The organism is Microbulbifer sp. CnH-101-G (genome assembly GCF_052466775.1).
The window spans coordinates 4346161-4362990 of record NZ_CP174292.1; the positions used below are offsets into that span (position 1 = coordinate 4346161).

Genomic DNA, 16830 nt, shown 5'->3' on the forward strand with positions numbered 1-16830 from the left:
GTGTATTTTTAATAGTGCATAGGGTCATAGGCGGGACGGCGATCAACCAGCCTCAACCAGCCGCGGATGACTCGGTAAATGACCCAAATCCAGTTAACGGCGAGAATCACATAACCGAGCCCAAAAATCCAAAAGGTCAGGGAGCCGACCACAGTCCACAGCAACCAGAACCAGAAGGTGCGAATCTGCCAGCGGAAGTGGGATTCCGCCAAGGTGCCGCGCACATCGCTGCGTTTGAAGTAGTTAATCAGTACGCCGACAAAAAAAGGAACCGCGGTAAACAGACTGATGGCCTGGATCAAATAGACCATGATGGCCAGGTCGCGGCCACTCTGTTCGCGGGCCTCTTGGGAGCGCGTGGGGTACTGCTCAGACATAACCTTATTCTCTTGTGGACTCTGCAAAATAATGTGTGGCCTCTAGTGCGCAATTCAACTTGGCTGCGCTGGAATGGTGTTTTTATGCGACAGTCGGTGAATAGCCCAATATGTCGCCACACCCCATATTATTTTAGCGCCCACTCGGTGTGTACATTGCGCTCGCGCCAGGCCTTCAGCTGGCGCACCGATTCACGCATTAATTGCAGTAACTCGGTGCGCTGTTGACGGCAGTGTTCCCGTTCACTATCGATAGAAAGATTCGCTGCGAGACTGCGCAGGCGAGTGGCCACGCTGTCGAGCCCTACTTCCGCCGCGGCACGGGCGACCTCCTGAGCCTGTTTCTCCGCGTCTAACCAGTGGCGGCCGGTGAGGGCACTGGTGAGTGCGGTGATACGTTTGGGTAGGGTGGCGCTGCGGTCACTGAGCAGCTCGGCGAAGGATAGGTGGTCCAGGGTGTCCCGCTGGCGTAAAAGGGTATTGGTATTGAGCAGCTGCGCTGGGCGCGTTTTTTGTTGTGGTGAAGTTCCCTGGATACGTCGAGCGGCCCATTGCATCAGTTGCATCAGCTGGCGATCGGCAATCGGGTGGGTCAGCACGCCGGTAAAACCCCGGGCCTGGTAGCGCTCTTTGTCACCGGTCTTGGCTGATTGCAGCAGGGCGAAAATGGGTAAATCATTGCCTCGTTCGCGGCGAATTTCCCGCACCGCTTCCACGCCGTCCATTAGCGGCAGATGGGTGTCGGTTAGGATCAAGTCAAAGTTTTTCTGCAGGGCGGCGCTGCTGCCGTCGATACCATTGCACTCCCTTTGTACATGGTGGCCCATGGCTTCCAGTGGTGCCTGCAGGGATTCGTGCTTGTTATTTTCCACCAATAGAACGGCGAGACCACTGCCGGTGTTGCCAAGCATTTCTTTGGGAAGCTTCAGCTCGACGGTTTCCACTTTGCCGAATTGGCGCAGGTCGTCCAAGGATTTGAGCGCGGCGTTTAACTGGCGCTTACCGATTTCCACCAGGGCTTTAATATTGTTGTCTTCACTGCGCGCAATCAGATTGAGGGTACCCATCAGCGTATCTAGGGGGTGATGCAATTGGTGGCGGACTATGGTGAGCAGATCGGATTTTTCCTGTCGCAATAATTCGAGGCTTTCTCGGGTTTCATCCAATTGTTTTTCCAGCGCGAGGAATTCACTATTACGGCTGTGCACCTGCTGAAACAAATTACTATTTTCCGCACTGATATTATCGACGCGCTCTGTACTTTCTCGACGCAGTTTGCTTAGTCTCAACTGTCTATTGAGTGTAAAAGCACAAACTATGAATAATGCCGCCAGCGCTGCGGCGAGCCAGTAAATCGGAATTTGTTGTTGCAGGGCATTTAATTCAAAAGCTTGCGCAGTAGTGGAGATAAATACTGAGCCGCATAGTAGTGCCCGGGCTGGCAGAGCGTGAAAAAAAACACGACGAGAGGGCAATCCCCCAGAAGAAATGGCTTTTATCATCCTTATAACCACTTATGTTAGGGCGGACTAAATCCTGCAGTCCGCAGTGTGATTTTCGCGGTAGGTTTTGATCGATACTCCCGAAAAGATCAGAGCGTTTGATACTGCAATATGGCACGGTGTACAAGAGATATTTTTTTAGTGTCGGCGGGCTTGTCGGTGGAGAATCCAGTCATAGGCATGACTGTTATCGCTAATAGCCAAGTAATATTGCGCCAACAAATCGTAGTGGATTATTTTGGGTGAGCTTTGCAATGAAGAATTGCACGCTATTACATCGGCGTATTTGGCGGGAAATTATTGTGGCGCCGGCGTATTTTACCGAGGTAGGCAGCAGGTGCCCTTCGAGAAAATACGCGACAAATTAATAATGTTGAGATCGATTTAGGCAGCTTGGGGGAGACGTTCCTGTAATAACTGAAGCATACGCTCCGAAGGCAGGAAAAGGCGGATACCGTCACAGTGAGCGAGCAGTTCCTGATAAAAATAATCAAAATGAGTGCAGCCCAGAATCAGGATCTGCACGCCGCTTTTTACCAGTGCCGCTACCAGGTCATCCAGGGCGTGTTGTCGAACGATCATTTCGGCGGCGAGGCCGTCCTCGATATCTTCGACAATCTGGAGGTTGCCGATGCCGATCACCTTGGCGGTTGTGTTGCGCTCAAGGATTTCCCGCTCGATATTGGCGCAGCTCTGACAGTTGGCGGCGAGCAGGCCAAAGTTGCGGTAGCGCTGAGTGAGTTCTGCGTAAACCTCCAGGGGGGAAACCACCTCAATGGGGGAGGTGGCTTTGACTGCTTCCATATCTACTGCACCGGATAGGGAGTTACAGTAAATCATGGCGGCTTCCGCACCAGCCTGGTGCAGCTGCTCTATGGCGCCGATCAGCTGCTGGGTGAGGGCGCCGCGCTCCAGTGCCTGTAGCTGCGTCTGTGCTTGGGGAGAGGCGGACAGGGACAGGCCGATGCCGCGCAGCTGGCGCGCGGCGAGGAAATCCAGACCAAAGCGGGTATCTGTGGGGGTGCCGGCGACCACGCCAATGGTCATGGAACTCTTTTCAATGGCGTTTTGCGTCAACACGGCGATTTTCCTCTCTCGTAATGCTCAGTCGAGTGTCAGCGTCCTCTGTTAAGAGGCTCTCTTGCCCAGCAGGGGGCTGACGTTATTAATCCACACTCGGCGCAGCCAGTCGAGATAAATTCCATATGGGCCGCCGAGGGCACCGGCGATCAACATGAACGTGATACTGGCGGTGGCAATCTCGTCCCAGCTGGCGCCGCCCAGATGCATATTGCCCATGTACAGGGGGAACTGGAAGCTCACGAATACAAAGGTGTCCACCAGATAGGCATTGATTGGGCCGCCGCCGCCAAAGCGGTTCACAACCCAATTACGGTAGACACTAAAAGGGCGGGCGATCAGGGTGTTGAACACCAGCGCCATCAGGCGCACTTTCAGGTGTTCACTCCAGCTCATACCGGCCAGCACCAGCTCGATGGGAATCGCCACAGCCCAGGAAAAACTGTTCATGGCGAAGATATCCAGCAGGAAATCCCAGCGGCGATTATTCGGCGTATTGGGCTCGGTTTCGGGGCCGGATGGTGAAGATGGTGTTAATGCAGGCGCGGACATGGAGAAGACAACCTCTTGAACCTCAAATCGCTATCTCACGACGGCGGCAGGCCGGCGATTATATCTCCAAATCACGTAAAAGCTAGCCTTGCATCTCGACTGGTGAGGTCTGTCGAGATAAACGTCCTACTATTTATTAGAAAATTAATCTAATTATCTTATTGGCTTAACATGTCGCCTGGTCAGGATGGCGCCCCAGAGGTTAATATGCAACTCTTTGCATAACCCCAACCGGAGCCACCATGTCCCTGCGCTACGCCGTACTCACCCTGCTGGATATAGAGCCCGGCAGCGGTTACGACCTCAAGCGCCGTTTCGAGCGCAGTGTTTCCCATTTCTGGAGCGCCAGCCACCAACAGATGTATCGGGAACTGCACAAGCTACATGATGAGGGGCTTCTGGATTGCGAGGAGCAGCCTCAAGAGGGCAAGCCGGACAAGAAGGTTTACAGCCTCACTGACAAGGGCCGCGCGGAGCTGCGTGACTGGGTAATTCAGCCAGCGGCGCCGCAGAAGATTCGCGAGCCCTTCTTAGTGCGTATGTTTGCCGGCCACCACTTGAGCCAAGAGGAAATACGCACGGCTCTCAATGATCAGTTGCACAGACACCGGGGGCTGCTGGAAAACTACCGTGAACAAAACGAGCGGGTGTTGAAAAGTGACCCAGCCCTGCAGGAGCGCTATTGGTTGGCCCACCAGACTCTGTTACTGGGTATAGAGGCGGAGAAGACTTGGATCAGTTGGGCGGAAAATATGCTGCAGCAACTGGAGCAAAAATGTGTTGAGGGCAGTTAAAAAAACCGGGCAATGCCCGGTTTTTTGTGCCTGTGGCGAATTAACCAGTCGCTCAATGGTTTAGATAGCGACCTTCTCCACTACCAGGCTGCCGATAGAGTAGCCGGCGCCAAAAGAGCAGATGATTCCGCGCTCGCCTACTTGCAGGTCGTCACTGTGTAGGTTGAAGGCAATGACCGAGCCGGCACTGGCGGTATTGGCGTAGCGATCCAACACTACTGGGGCGCGTTCTTCGCTGGCCTCATCACCCATCAGTTTCTTGGCGATTAGGTTATTCATGTTGATGTTGGCCTGGTGCAGCCAGTAACGGCTCACCTCGCGGGGATCGGTACCACTCTCGCGCAGGTGCTCCTCAATATGGGCGGCAGCCATGGGGCAGACTTCCTTGAACACCTTGCGGCCGTTCTGGCGGAACAGCTTGCCGGGGCCGAAGGGATCTACATCGGCGGCGCGCGCGGCATAGCCGAAGTTAGAGCGGATATTGTTGGAGTAGACAGTCTTGGCCTTGGTGCCGAGGATCTCCCAGGCGCTGTCTACGTTGCAGGTCTCGCGGCGCTCGATCACGCTGGCCACGGCTACATCCCCGAAGATGAAATGGCTGTCGCGATCGGTGAAGTCCACCTGGGGCGAGGCCAGTTCAGAGTTGATTACCAGCACAGTACGCGCAGCGCCGGAGCAGATGGCATCCACGGCGCGCTGCAGGGAGAAGGTTGCCGAGGAGCAGGCCACTTCCATATCGAAAGCGAAGCCGTCGATGCCGAGGGCACCCTGAATCTCGATGGCGATTGCCGGGTAGGCGCGCTGCATGTAGGAGGCACCGACAATCACCAGGTCCACATCGGAGGCCTGCTTGTTGGCTTTTTCCAGTGCCAGCTTGGCGGCTTTCAGGCCCATTTCCGCCTGTACACACAGGTCGTCGTCATTGCGCTCAGGAATATAGGGACGCATGCGCGCGGGATCGAGAATCCCTTCACGGGTCACCACATAGCGGCTCTTGATCCCGGAGGCTTTCTCGATAAATTCCGCTGAGGATTGCGGCTTGGGCTGCAGCTCGCCGGACTCTATCGCCTGGGCGTGCTTCAGGTTGTACTGGGTGGCGTAGGTATTGTAAGCGTCTACCAGCTCTTCGTTGCTGATCGCTTCTGGAGGGGTCCACAGGCCGGTGCCGCTGATGACAATGCCCCGTGGCAACTTGTATTCACTCATCGCTGAATCCCTGGCTCGCAGCAAAACACCTGCGAGCAATTAGTCACTAAATAAAACCTTAGCAGTGCCGGCTTGTATGGGATTTTTGGTGCCAGAACGGCAAGGCAAGTTATTGTGACGCTTCTGTGACTGTCGGTCTATCTGCGGTCGCGCCGAAGAGTCATGGCGTTCTGGCCAAAACAAAGGCGCTGACCTTGCGCGCGCCGGCTTCCTTGAGTCTCTGTGCCGCTGCCTCCAGGGTGGCGCCGGTGGTCAATACATCGTCCACCAGCCCGATATGCATTCCCTCAACAGATTCGCGCAGGGCGAAACTCTGCAGCAGGTTGCGCAGGCGCTGCTGTCGGCGCAATTGGGACTGGGTGCGAGTGGCGCCGGTTTTACGTAGCAGGCGCGGTCGCACTGGCAGTTGCCATCGCCGGCCCAGTTCGGCCGCTATCAATTGTGCTTGGTTGTAACCACGCTGCCAGTAACGGCGCCAGTGCAGGGGAATGGGGACGAGCAGATTGGGGGGATCACTACAGGGAGTAATCACGGTGGCGGCTAGTTGCGCCAGGCTATGACCGGCAGCCAGATCGCGCTGGTACTTGAAGCGCTGAATCAGCTGGTTTACCGGATAGGCATACTGCCAGGCAGCCTGCACCCGCTGGCAGTGTGGCGGCTGGCGCAAACAACTGGGGCAAAGACGCGCGCTGGAGGCCAATGGCAATGCGCAGCTTTCACAAGCCTGGCCCAGATAGGGCAGCTCCCGGGTGCAGCTGGTGCAGATACCAAATTCATCGGCTCTATCGCCGCATAAAAGGCACCGTGCCAGGTGGCGGGTGAGTAGGGATGGCATCAGGCTGTAAACCATAAAAGGGTATCTGAGTTGACAGCAGATAGTGCCTGGCTAAACTGGCCAGTCTGTTTGGTCGAGTTTGCCACTGCTGCCCACTGCAGTCACTCCGTCCGAATACACAACAACAGCACAATAACTCCAGCAACAGAGAGAGTAAGCCTGTGACCGCCGCCCAGACCATGCCCGCCGCCGATATCCGCCACGACTGGACCCGCCAGCAGGTTCTGGATCTCTTCGCCATGCCGTTTAGCGATCTGATGTTTACCGCGCAGCAGGTTCACCGGACACACTTCGATCCCAATCGGGTTCAAGTCAGCACCCTCTGTTCCATCAAGACCGGCGCCTGCCCGGAAGACTGCGCCTACTGTCCGCAGAGCGCCCGTTATGATACCGGGCTGGAGCGGGAAAAATTGATGAAGGTGGAGAAGGTGCTGGAAGAAGCCCGCGCGGCCAAGGCCGGTGGTGCCACTCGCTTCTGTATGGGCGCTGCCTGGCGCTCGCCGAAGAAAAAAGATATGCCTTACGTCACCCAGATGGTACGCGAAGTGAAGGCGTTGGGGATGGAAACCTGTATGACTCTGGGCATGCTGAATGATGACCAGGCGCAGGAATTAGCTGATGCCGGGCTCGACTACTACAACCACAATCTGGATACCTCGCCGGAATACTACGGTGAGATTATTACCACCCGCACCTACCAGGATCGGCTGCAGACCTTAGGGCGCGTGCGTGCCGCCGGTATGAAAGTCTGCGCCGGCGGTATCGTCGGTATGGGCGAGGGCGACAAGGACCGCGCCGGCCTGCTGATGCAACTGGCCAACCTGCCCGAGCACCCCGAGTCGGTGCCCATCAATATGCTGGTGAAAGTGGCCGGCACACCGCTGGAGCAGGAAAAGGATTTAGATCCCTTCGAATTTATTCGCTGCATCGCCGTAGCGCGCATTATGATGCCCAAGTCCCATGTGCGCCTGTCCGCCGGGCGCGAACAGATGAGCGATGAGATGCAGTCTATGGCTTTCCTCGCCGGCGCCAATTCCATCTTCTACGGCGAGAAGCTGCTGACCACTGCCAACCCCGAGGCCAATAAAGATATGCAGTTGTTCTCCCGTCTGGGTATCCAGCCGGAGGAGTATCAGCAGTACGCGGATGAGAGCGCAGTGGAAGCGGAGCTGAACGCACAAATTACCGAGCAGCAAAACGACGCTTTCTTTTACGATGCGGCCAAATGACCCTGGATAAAACCCTGCGTCAGCGTCTCGATGAGCGGCACCGGGACAATCTCTACCGCCAGATCAAAACCCTGGAAGCGGCGCCCAGTCCCACCGCTGTAGTGGATGGGCGAGAGTTGCTGACGTTCAGCAGCAATGATTATTTGGGGTTGGCAAGCCACTCAGAAGTTATTCGTGCCCAGCAGGCCGGTGCCGAGTTGGGTGCCGGTGCCACCGCCTCCCACCTGGTCAATGGTCATCTTCAGGTCCACCAACAGTTGCAGCAAAGCCTTGCTGAAGCCACCGGACGCGAGGCCGCACTGGTTTTTTCCAGTGGTTATATGGCCAATGTGGGTACACTTTGTGCGCTGCTGGGCCGCGCTGACAATGTTATTTCCGACAAGCTCAACCACGCCTCGCTCATTGACGGTGCGCGATTGAGTGGCGCCAACAGCTTGCGCTTCGCCCACAGCGATCTGGGGGCTCTGCGTCGCCAGCTACAGCGGGCCGCCGATAGAGGCGGCAATATCCTTGTGGCGGTAGATGGCGTTTACAGTATGGACGGCGACCTGGCCCCACTGGCGGACATAGCCGCCCTGTGCCGGGAATTCAGCGCCTGGTTGATGGTGGATGAAGCCCACGGCTTTGGAGTGATGGGAAGTGAACAGCTGCCCCTCGCCGGCAGTGGCGCAGCCGCTGGACTTGGCCAGGATGCGCTGCCGGTGCTGATGGGCACCCTGGGCAAAGCCGCCGGCAATGCGGGTGCCTTTGTGGCCGGCTCGCAAGCGCTGATCGATTATTTGGTGCAGTTTGCACGGCCCTATATCTATACCACCGGTATGCCACCGGCGGTGGCGTCAGGCTGTAATGCGGCGATTAAACTGATGCGCAGTGAACCCGAATTGAATCGGCTTCTGCAGGCGAATATCACTTATTTCCGCCGGTGTGCAGCGCAAGCGAATTTACCTTTGACGGATTCATCCAGTGCGATTCAGCCAATTGTGCTCGGCTGTGAAGAAATTGTGATGGCTGTGTCCGCACAGTTGGAGCAGCGTGGCTTTCTGGTGGGGGCTATTCGCCCACCCACTGTGCCTGCAGGTACCGCCCGCCTCAGAATCACCCTGAGTGCTTCCCATAGCTACAGCCAGATTGATGCCTTAATAGACGCGTTGTTGGCGGTGCTTCAGGAAAAAATGGCGGTGCCTTCGTGACTGAGGTAGAGAGTCAAATAGAGAACCTGGTGTTTCTGCATGGCTGGGGCGGAGATAACGGGCCCTGGCAGCCGCTACTTGAAGCTGTACATGAACAGCTGGCACAGTCCCTGACTTGTATCGAGTTACCGGGGTGTGGGGAGTGCAGCAACGAGCCCTGGCCACAACTAGAGACACTTTTACAGCAGCTGTATAAAGAGCTACCCAACAACTGTGTTCTGATTGGGCACTCCCTCGGCGGCATGTTGGCCCTGCAGTTGGCGGCCAGGCCGGGACAAAAAAAAATCCTCGGTGTTGTCACCATCTCCGCCAATGCCTGTTTTGTGGAGCGGGACAACTGGCCGGGTATGCAACGGCGTGTTTTTGAGAGATTTCGCAAAGCCTTTGTGCAGGACCCCTACGCAATTTGGGAGCGCTTTTGTGCCCTGCAATCCCATGGTGACATTGCCATGCGCGACCTGCTCAAACAGCTGAAAGAGCGCAAGCCCAATATCAATGTCGAAGCCTGGACGCGGGCCCTGGACTGCCTGGCAGACCTGGATAATCGTCAACTCCTGCAGATACTCGGAGTCCCCACGCTGCATCTGTTTGGTAAGCAGGATGCCCTGGTGCCCCAAACTGCCGTAGAGGAAATTCAGGGCTGTGGTGCATCGGTAGAAGTGTTTGAAGGCTGTGGCCATAAACCGCATTTATCCCAGCCGCGCCAAGTGGCGGAGCGATTGCGGCATTTTGTCGAGAACTTGTCCCCACCTGATAGCGGTACTTCCGAACCTTTCGATAAATCCGCGGTAGCGCGCTCTTTTGGCCGCGCCGCCGCCAGCTATGACGACTGCGCTCATATACAGAGAGCGGTGTGTCGGCAGCTGATGAAAATGGCGGATCGCCACTGGGCGCCGCGCACTATTCTCGATCTGGGCAGCGGCACCGGTTTTGGCAGTGAGTTGCTGCGTCAGCATTTTCCCGAGGCGCGGATTATCGCCCTGGATCTGGCGGAAGATATGTTGCGCTACGCCCGCACAGAGCGGCCCCAGGCAGATGACTATATTGCCGCAGATGCGGAACAGCTGCCCCTGGCAGACGACAGCGTGGATCTGGTGTTCTCCAGCATGGCGCTGCAGTGGTGCTATCGCTTGCCGCAGCTGTTTGCCGAGTTGCGCCGGGTACTTTCCCCGGAGGGGCACTGTCTGGTGGCGACGCTGGGACCGGGTACCCTGGCAGAGCTGCGCAGCAGCTGGGCCCAGTTGGATGGCGATGTGCACGTCAATCGCTTCCTACCGCTGGCCAAGTGGCGAGAGGCGGCGGCGCAATCACAGTTAAATGGTGATGTGCTCGACGAGCAGCGTCTGTTCTATTTCGATAGTCTGCGCCAGCTGATGAAGGAATTAAAAGGCGTGGGGGCACACAATATTAATCGCGCCGCCAAGCGGGGGATGACCGGGCGTGCCAGGTTACAGCAATTGGCAGAAGCCTATGAAAACCTCAGACAGCCCGAAGGGCTGCCTGTGAGTTATGAAGTCATCTATATGAAGCTGGCCCGTGCACCCGATCAGGGGTAGATATCGATAGGGATTGGGGTTTTCACCAGCGCCCAGATCTCGTCCATCTCCCGGTTGGAGGCCACCGCGATACAGCCATCGGTCCAGTTGTTGCGGCGTAGGTGTCTCTCCATATAGGACCACTCTGGTTTGATGCCGTGGATCATGATATCGCCGCCGGGGCTGACCCCCATTTTGGCTGCCCGCGCACGGTCCTGTTTATTTGGATAGGACACATGAATAGAGCGGTAGAAACGGCTGTTGGGGTTTTTCCAGTCGAGGGTGTAGCGCCCTTCGGGGGTGCGTTCATCTCCCTCGCGGACCTTGTGTCCTCTAGGGTTGTCGCCGAAGGAGACGGTGTAGCTTTTCACCACCCGGCCGTCGCGAATCAGCTGCATCAGCTTCTTCGACTTGTACACAACAACATGATCGACAGGAGTTACTTTTGCTGAGGCGAACAGAGGCATCGCCAGCAATAGGGCAAGAGTCAGGTATCGCATGGTCTCTAAGCTGCTTGAATGTTTTCAGTTATTTCGAGATTTCCCGCGTCCCTGCAGAGCAGTTTCCCCTTTTGAGGGAATTATTTTGTGAGCGCGGCCCCGTGCCTTTGTTATCAGTGCTTGGCTTGATTTGTTCAAAATCTGCGCTACACGGCTAAATTATCATCAAGTGACTGGCGTGAAAAGTCACCACAAGAAAAAATTTGAACTTTTTGAATAGGGGAGGCCTTGGCCTTGGGCAGAAGTTATTTTGTAACCGGTACCGATACCGAAGTGGGCAAGACCTTTGTCAGCGCTGCCCTACTCACAGCGGCCGCGAACGTGGGAGTGCAAACCGCAGCGGTAAAACCGGTGGCCTCCGGCTGTGAGCAAACTGAACATGGGCTGCGCAATGAGGATGCCTTGCTGTTACAGGAGGCGATGACCTTGCAGCTGCCTTACCAGCAGGTGAACCCCTTCGCTTTGGAGCCGGCAATTGCCCCCCATATCGCCGCCATAGAGGCGGGCAAGCAGCTCAATGTATCGCGCATGGCAGGCGTCTGCCGCGGTGTGATGTGTGCCGGTGCCGACCTGGTGTTGATCGAGGGTGCCGGCGGCTGGCGCACGCCCCTGGGTCCCAGAGCCTTTCTGTCGCAATTGCCGCGGGAGTTGAACACCCCGGTGATTCTGGTGGTGGGCATGCAGCTGGGTTGTATCAACCACGCATTACTGACCGCCGAGGCCATCCGCCACGATGGTCTGCCTCTGGCGGGTTGGGTGGCCAACTTCGTCCGTCCGGGCATGGCGCGGGCCGAGGAAAACCTGGCCACCCTCGAGGCCCTGCTGCCGGCGCCACTGCTCGGTGTGGTGCCCCACAGCGAGTCGCGGGATTACCGTGAAGCGGCACAACACCTGGATATCCGCCCGCTGCTGCCCGCTTAAAGCACCCGCACAAGCCTTTCCAACCGGGCCCCGTGAGGGCCCAAACCAGTTGACTTTGTACGCCTTCGGCCCTAGATTCAAACAAGCGTTTGAAACATCTGAATGAGGACCGGGAGCATGGCCGACTACAAGGCGCCACTGCGGGAGATGAACTTCCTGCTGCACGAAGTATTTGCTGCGGAAAAACTCTGGGCGGAACTGCCCGGATTGGCCGGAGCTGTGGATCGCGAAACCGCAGATGCGATTCTCGAAGAGATGGCCAAGTTGGCTTCCAACACCCTGGACCCGATCAACCGCAGCGGTGACGAAGAGGGCTGCCATTGGAACGAAGGCGTTGTGACCACCCCCGCGGGCTTCAAAGAAGCCTACGCCACTTTCTGTGAGGGCGGCTGGGGCGCGCTGTTGGGCAACCCGGAGTACGGCGGCATGGGTATGCCGAAGATGCTGGGTGCCCAGGTTGAGGAAATGATCAATGCCTCCAATATCTCCTTCGCGCTCTACCCGGTACTGACCAACGGTGCCTGCCTGGCAATCGATGCCCATGCTAGTGAAGAACTGAAACAGAAGTTCCTGCCCAAGATGTACGAGGGCACCTGGGCCGGTGCTATGGACCTGACCGAGCCTCACGCCGGCACCGATCTGGGCATTATCCGCACCAAGGCCGAGCCCCGCGAAGACGGCAGCTACAGCATTAGCGGCAGCAAGATCTTTATCACCGGCGGCGACCAGGACTTGTCCGAAAATATTATTCATCTGGTACTGGCCAAGCTGCCGGACGCGCCCAAGGGCCCTAAAGGCATTTCCCTGTTCCTGGTGCCGAAGTACAAGGTGGACGAAGACGGCAGCGTCGGTGAGAGCAATAACGTTAATTGTGGCTCCATTGAGCACAAGATGGGCATTAAAGCCTCGGCCACTTGCGCGATGAATTTCGACGGTGCCCAGGGGTGGCTGGTGGGTGAGGAGAACAAGGGCCTCGCCGCTATGTTTACCATGATGAACTACGAGCGTCTGGGTGTGGGTATTCAGGGCCTTGGCGCCTCTGATCGCTCCTACCAGAACGCCCTGGAATACGCCCGTGACCGTATCCAGAGCCGCTCTCCCGCTGGTGCCCAGCAGCCCGAAAAAGCGGCTGACCCGATTATCGTGCACCCCGATGTGCGCCGTATGCTGCTCACCCAGAAAGCGCTGGTCGGCGGCGGTCGCGCCCTATCCACCTACGTGGCACAGTGGCTGGATATCTCCAAGTTCGGCGAAGGTGAAGAGAAGAAAAACGCCGAGGCTATGGTGGCGTTGCTGACTCCCGTGGCCAAAGCCTTCACCACCGATATGGGCCTCGACTGCACCGTAATCGGACAGCAGGTCTTCGGCGGCCACGGCTATATCCGCGAGTGGGGCCAGGAGCAGCTGGTGCGCGATGTGCGTATCACTCAGATTTACGAGGGCACCAACGGTATTCAGGCACTGGATCTGGTGGGCCGCAAGACCGTCGCCAGCGGTGGCGCCCTGTTCGAGCTATTTGCCGCGGACGTACAGAAGTTTATCGAAAGCCAGGTTGATCGCGAGGCGATGGCGGAGTTTGTACAGCCGCTGGCAGTCGAGTTGCAGCGCCTGCGCGAGGCCACCGAGAAGATGATCGCAGCCACCAAGGAAGACCCCCACGCGCCGGGTGCAGCTTCGGTGGAATACCTGCACCTGTTTGGCTATGTGGCCTACGCCTTTATGTGGGCCAAGGTGGTTGCAGTAGCGCTGGACAAGCAGGAGGCGGACAGCTTCTACAAGGGCCAGGTGAAAACTGCACGCTTCTACTTTGCGCGCTTACTGCCGCGCACCCAGGCACTGGCCGGCAGTGTAAACGCCGGCAGCGCCACGCTGATGGATCTGGAGGAGGAGCTGTTCTAACAGCCCTTTTCACCGGACTTTAAAAAAGCCCCGCATCGCGGGGCTTTTTTTATGGAGTCGTTTTTCGCTTTCTCCTACACTCGGGTCATAACTATTCAGGGAATAACAATAAAGAGCGAAACAGCCAATGACCGATATCTCTCGAAAGAAACTCTCCGAGGAAGACCAGGCCCGGGTCGATCAGTATCTGCAAAGCGGTGTGAATCAGGTGGAGCGCAAACCCTTCCGCCCCTGGTTGCTGTTTGTCATGTTACTGGTGGTGCTAACCCTGCTGTCATTAATTAGCGTATTGGTCGCACAGACCAAAGGCGTGGTTTAAAGGGCTCACCATGGTGCCCGATAAAACTTTCCAGCCCCTGAACTTTACCTACCTTGGCGATGATGAGATGCGCCGTCGCGCAGGGGACTTTTTCCGCCTGATGCGCCGGCGCCGCTCGGTACGGGACTTTTCGGACAAACCGGTGCCCCGTGAGGTTATCGAAGACGCCGTGCGTGCAGCCGGTAGTGCTCCCAGCGGGGCCAATAGGCAGCCGTGGCATTTTGTCGTTGTTGAAAATGCTGAGATTAAACGCCGTATTCGCCTGGCGGCGGAAGAAGAGGAGCGTGAGTTTTACCAGCGTCGCGCCTCGGAGGAGTGGCTCAATGCACTGGAACCCCTGGGCACCGATGCGCACAAGCCCTTCTTGGAAACCGCCCCTTACCTGATCGCAATTTTTCTGAAGAAGTTTTCCAATGCGGAAAATGGTGAACGATTAAAAAACTATTACACCGCGGAATCGGTGGGTATCGCCACGGGCATGTTGATTGCCGCTCTGCACAATGCTGGGGTGGCGACCCTGACTCACACCCCCAGCCCAATGAAATTTCTCAATGAAATTCTCGGCCGCCCCGTGCAGGAAAAGCCCTATATGATTCTGGTGGCTGGGCTGCCCGCCGAGGGTGCTCAGGTGCCGGCTATCGGCAGAAAACCCTTGGATGAAATTGCTGATTTTATTTGAGTGAGCACTTTCCGAGCGGCAAAAATAGATACACTGGTGGAATTTGAGCTTAGGGTTCCATGCCAAGAATATTGATCGTCGAGGACGAAGGCGCAATAGCCGATACCCTGATTTACGCGCTGCAAGCCGAGGGCTTTACCACCCATTGGGTTACGCTTGCCGGCGAGGCGTTGGCACTACTCGAAAATGAGCCTTTCGACTTGGTGATTCTGGATGTGGGGCTGCCGGATATCAGTGGCTTCGAAGCCTGCAAGCAGCTGCGTCGCTTCTCTGAGGTGCCGGTGATTTTTCTCACCGCGCGCAATGGGGAAATAGACCGAGTCGTGGGGCTCGAAATTGGCGCCGACGATTATGTGGTGAAACCTTTCAGCCCGCGGGAAGTGGCGGCGCGGGTAAAAGCGATTCTCAAACGGATGGCGCCGCGCGCTGACAGAGCTGAGTTGCCGGAGCCCAAAGGCCCATTCCGTATCGATCCGGCGAGTTACCAAATTCACTTCCATGAACAGCTATTGCCCCTGACTCACCACGAATATTGCCTCCTGGAAACTTTACTGGCCCAGCCCGGACGGGTGTTTTCCCGCGCACAATTGCTCGATGCTTTGGGGGTGGCTTTGGAAGTGGGGTATGAACGGAATATCGACAGCCATATCAAAGGGCTGCGGGCAAAAATACGCGAGATAGCACCGGAGTCCAAACCAATCCAGACCCACCGCGGCTTGGGATACAGCTGCTGCCCGGAGCAATAATATGCCGCTTGGGGTGCGCATTTTTGCCGTCTACTTTCTGTTTGTCGGGTTGGCCGGTTGGTTTGTCTTGAGCACGGTAATGGATGAGATCCGCCCCGGCGTGCGTCAGTCCACCGAGGAGACTCTGGTGGATACCGCCAACCTGCTGGCGGAAATCCTGCGTGACCCAGTCATCGCCGGTAACCTGGCCCAGAGCCACTTACCCGAAGTACTCAAAGCCTACGGTCGCCGCCGGCCCGAGGCGAGTATCTGGGGGCATACCAAGAGCCAGGTCAATCACCGCATCTATGTCACCGATGCCAGCGGCACAGTGCTGCTCGACTCCAGTGGCCTCGCGGTGGGGCGGGATTACTCGCGCTGGAACGATGTTTACCTGACACTGCGCGGTGATTACGGTGCCCGATCTACCCGCGAAGACCCCAATAACCCTGATTCTTCTGTCATGTATGTGGCGGCACCAATCCGTGATGGCGAGCGGATTATCGGTGTGGTTTCGGTGGCCAAGCCCAATCAAACCCTGCAGCCCTATATCGAGCGCTCGCAGCGGCGCTTGATTTGGTTGGGATCTGGGCTGGTTGTACTCGGTTTACTGGTGGGCGCATTGCTGTCTTGGTGGCTCAGCCGCTCTCTGGGGAAACTGACCGATTATGCCCAGGCCGCCAGTGCGGGCCAGAGGGTAAAACCACCGCGGTTGCCCAGTGGAGAATTGGGGCAGTTAGCCGTGGCGGTGGAGCAGATGCGCAGCGAACTTGAGGGTAGGGACTATGTGGAGCGCTATGTGCACACCCTGACCCATGAACTAAAGAGCCCCTTGGCGGCCATTCGCGGTGCCGCCGAATTGCTCGATAGCGATATGCCTGCCGAACAGCACCAACGCTTTGTGGGCAATATCCAGCGGGAGGCCGCGCGTTTGCAACAGTTAAGCGAGCGGCTGCTGCATCTGGCCCAGGTGGAGCAGCGTCAGGGGCTGGAGGAGCGAGTGGCGATAGCGTTGGCGCCGCTCGTTGAGGAGCTGATCGAGGCTCAGCGAGCGCGAATTGACGCCGCCCAGCTGTGTGTGGAGCAAGAGCTGGCTCCGGCATTGAAGCTACAAGGCGAACGCTTTCTGCTGCGGCAGGCCCTGGCCAACCTACTGGACAACGCGCTGGATTTCACTCCGGAGGGGGGCCTGATTCGCGTCAAAGCCGAGCGCTGTGGTGAACGGATCACTGTGCGCCTGTTCAATCAGGGCGGGGCAATCCCGGAGTATGCCTTAACGCGCCTTACCGAACGTTTTTATTCGCTGCCACGTCCTGGGGGCGGGCGTAAGAGTACTGGGCTGGGACTCAATTTTGTTGAGGAGGTGGCGGAGTTACACGGCGGTACTCTGTCGATCCGCAATGTGTCGGGTGGCGTTGAGGTCAGTCTGAATTTGCTCGCTGCCTGATGGGTAAGGTTACTTTCCACTGGCCCCACACAATCTCCCC

17 protein-coding genes are annotated in these 16830 nt (G+C 57.1%); 10 read left to right on the forward strand and 7 right to left on the reverse strand.

The genetic code is table 11. From position 1 onward, the window contains the following. Positions 1-8: 8 nt before the first annotated feature. From ACJJID_RS19200 to alaE, 4 genes are all read right to left on the reverse strand, one after another. Positions 9-377, reverse strand: a complete 369-nt coding sequence (locus ACJJID_RS19200; RefSeq protein ID WP_226646998.1) for a DUF4870 family protein — start codon at positions 375-377, stop codon at positions 9-11. A gap of 128 nt (positions 378-505) precedes the next feature. Beyond that, entirely contained in the window at positions 506-1879 is a 1374-nt protein-coding gene (locus ACJJID_RS19205) for a response regulator (protein WP_444920840.1), read from the reverse strand. A 384-nt stretch (positions 1880-2263) separates the two neighbouring features. Then, positions 2264-2959, reverse strand: coding sequence for an aspartate/glutamate racemase family protein (locus ACJJID_RS19210; protein WP_152450906.1), 696 nt, complete (start codon positions 2957-2959; stop codon positions 2264-2266). 48 nt (positions 2960-3007) lie between these two features. Further along, positions 3008-3511: an L-alanine exporter AlaE gene (gene alaE, locus ACJJID_RS19215; RefSeq protein WP_444920841.1), complete on the reverse strand. Its 504-nt coding sequence runs from the start codon at positions 3509-3511 to the stop codon at positions 3008-3010. 242 nt (positions 3512-3753) lie between these two features. Here alaE and ACJJID_RS19220 point away from each other — a divergent pair, with 242 nt between their 5' ends. Next, positions 3754-4305 (forward strand): PadR family transcriptional regulator, encoded by a 552-nt coding sequence (locus ACJJID_RS19220; protein ID WP_444920842.1) that lies wholly within the window; start codon positions 3754-3756, stop codon positions 4303-4305. Positions 4306-4365: 60 nt separating this feature from the next. On the opposite strand, the gene ACJJID_RS19225 is transcribed toward ACJJID_RS19220, so the two are convergent. Then, a complete protein-coding gene (locus ACJJID_RS19225; protein WP_444920843.1) occupies positions 4366-5511 on the reverse strand; it encodes a beta-ketoacyl-ACP synthase III in 1146 nt (381 codons plus the stop codon). A 160-nt stretch (positions 5512-5671) separates the two neighbouring features. Then, positions 5672-6361, reverse strand: a complete 690-nt coding sequence (locus tag ACJJID_RS19230; protein ID WP_444920844.1) for a ComF family protein — start codon at positions 6359-6361, stop codon at positions 5672-5674. 164 nt (positions 6362-6525) lie between these two features. Between ACJJID_RS19230 and bioB the strand changes: the two genes are divergently transcribed. The 3 genes from bioB to bioC are packed head-to-tail and all read left to right on the forward strand — an operon-like array spanning position 6526 to position 10321. After that, a complete protein-coding gene (gene bioB, locus ACJJID_RS19235) occupies positions 6526-7575 on the forward strand; it encodes a biotin synthase BioB (protein ID WP_444888898.1) in 1050 nt (349 codons plus the stop codon). After that, positions 7572-8765 (forward strand): 8-amino-7-oxononanoate synthase, encoded by a 1194-nt coding sequence (gene bioF, locus ACJJID_RS19240; protein WP_444920845.1) that lies wholly within the window; start codon positions 7572-7574, stop codon positions 8763-8765. Before bioB ends, bioF begins: the two co-directional genes overlap by 4 nt. Next, positions 8762-10321, forward strand: a complete 1560-nt coding sequence (gene bioC, locus ACJJID_RS19245; RefSeq protein ID WP_444920846.1) for a malonyl-ACP O-methyltransferase BioC — start codon at positions 8762-8764, stop codon at positions 10319-10321. Before bioF ends, bioC begins: the two co-directional genes overlap by 4 nt. On the opposite strand, the gene ACJJID_RS19250 is transcribed toward bioC, so the two are convergent. Continuing rightward, positions 10312-10800, reverse strand: coding sequence for a L,D-transpeptidase family protein (locus ACJJID_RS19250; protein ID WP_152450920.1), 489 nt, complete (start codon positions 10798-10800; stop codon positions 10312-10314). The two genes, bioC and ACJJID_RS19250, sit on opposite strands and share 10 nt — an antisense overlap. Positions 10801-11028: 228 nt before the next feature. On the opposite strand from ACJJID_RS19250, the gene bioD reads away from it, so the two are divergent. From bioD to creC, 6 genes are all read left to right on the forward strand, one after another. Continuing rightward, on the forward strand, positions 11029-11721 hold the full coding sequence (bioD, locus tag ACJJID_RS19255) for a dethiobiotin synthase (RefSeq protein WP_444920847.1): 693 nt from the start codon (positions 11029-11031) through the stop codon (positions 11719-11721). A gap of 117 nt (positions 11722-11838) precedes the next feature. Next, the gene (locus ACJJID_RS19260) at positions 11839-13620 is read left to right on the forward strand and encodes an acyl-CoA dehydrogenase C-terminal domain-containing protein (protein WP_444920848.1); all 1782 of its coding nucleotides are present in this window, start codon (positions 11839-11841) and stop codon (positions 13618-13620) included. A gap of 127 nt (positions 13621-13747) precedes the next feature. After that, positions 13748-13939 (forward strand): DUF3094 family protein, encoded by a 192-nt coding sequence (locus tag ACJJID_RS19265; protein ID WP_444920849.1) that lies wholly within the window; start codon positions 13748-13750, stop codon positions 13937-13939. A gap of 10 nt (positions 13940-13949) precedes the next feature. Further along, positions 13950-14618 carry a nitroreductase family protein gene (locus tag ACJJID_RS19270; RefSeq protein ID WP_444920850.1) on the forward strand — a complete coding sequence of 223 codons (669 nt, stop codon included), beginning with the start codon at positions 13950-13952 and terminating at the stop codon, positions 14616-14618. Between the two features lie 59 nt (positions 14619-14677). After that, on the forward strand, positions 14678-15364 hold the full coding sequence (gene creB / locus ACJJID_RS19275) for a two-component system response regulator CreB (protein ID WP_444920851.1): 687 nt from the start codon (positions 14678-14680) through the stop codon (positions 15362-15364). A 1-nt stretch (position 15365) separates the two neighbouring features. After that, on the forward strand, positions 15366-16790 hold the full coding sequence (creC, locus tag ACJJID_RS19280; RefSeq protein ID WP_444920852.1) for a two-component system sensor histidine kinase CreC: 1425 nt from the start codon (positions 15366-15368) through the stop codon (positions 16788-16790). The last annotated feature ends 40 nt before the right edge of the window (positions 16791-16830 follow it).

Coding starts and splice junctions, on each gene's coding strand:
- ACJJID_RS19270 (WP_444920850.1), top strand. CDS start 13,950: ATGGTGCCCGATAAAACTTTCCAGCCCCTGAACTTTACCTACCTTGGC.
- creB (WP_444920851.1), top strand. CDS start 14,678: ATGCCAAGAATATTGATCGTCGAGGACGAAGGCGCAATAGCCGATACC.
- ACJJID_RS19220 (WP_444920842.1), top strand. CDS start 3,754: ATGTCCCTGCGCTACGCCGTACTCACCCTGCTGGATATAGAGCCCGGC.
- ACJJID_RS19260 (WP_444920848.1), top strand. CDS start 11,839: ATGGCCGACTACAAGGCGCCACTGCGGGAGATGAACTTCCTGCTGCAC.
- bioF (WP_444920845.1), top strand. CDS start 7,572: ATGACCCTGGATAAAACCCTGCGTCAGCGTCTCGATGAGCGGCACCGG.
- ACJJID_RS19265 (WP_444920849.1), top strand. CDS start 13,748: ATGACCGATATCTCTCGAAAGAAACTCTCCGAGGAAGACCAGGCCCGG.
- creC (WP_444920852.1), top strand. CDS start 15,366: ATGCCGCTTGGGGTGCGCATTTTTGCCGTCTACTTTCTGTTTGTCGGG.
- alaE (WP_444920841.1), bottom strand. CDS start 3,511: ATGTCCGCGCCTGCATTAACACCATCTTCACCATCCGGCCCCGAAACC.
- ACJJID_RS19250 (WP_152450920.1), bottom strand. CDS start 10,800: ATGCGATACCTGACTCTTGCCCTATTGCTGGCGATGCCTCTGTTCGCC.
- ACJJID_RS19230 (WP_444920844.1), bottom strand. CDS start 6,361: ATGGTTTACAGCCTGATGCCATCCCTACTCACCCGCCACCTGGCACGG.
- bioB (WP_444888898.1), top strand. CDS start 6,526: ATGCCCGCCGCCGATATCCGCCACGACTGGACCCGCCAGCAGGTTCTG.
- ACJJID_RS19200 (WP_226646998.1), bottom strand. CDS start 377: ATGTCTGAGCAGTACCCCACGCGCTCCCAAGAGGCCCGCGAACAGAGT.
- ACJJID_RS19205 (WP_444920840.1), bottom strand. CDS start 1,879: ATGATAAAAGCCATTTCTTCTGGGGGATTGCCCTCTCGTCGTGTTTTT.
- ACJJID_RS19225 (WP_444920843.1), bottom strand. CDS start 5,511: ATGAGTGAATACAAGTTGCCACGGGGCATTGTCATCAGCGGCACCGGC.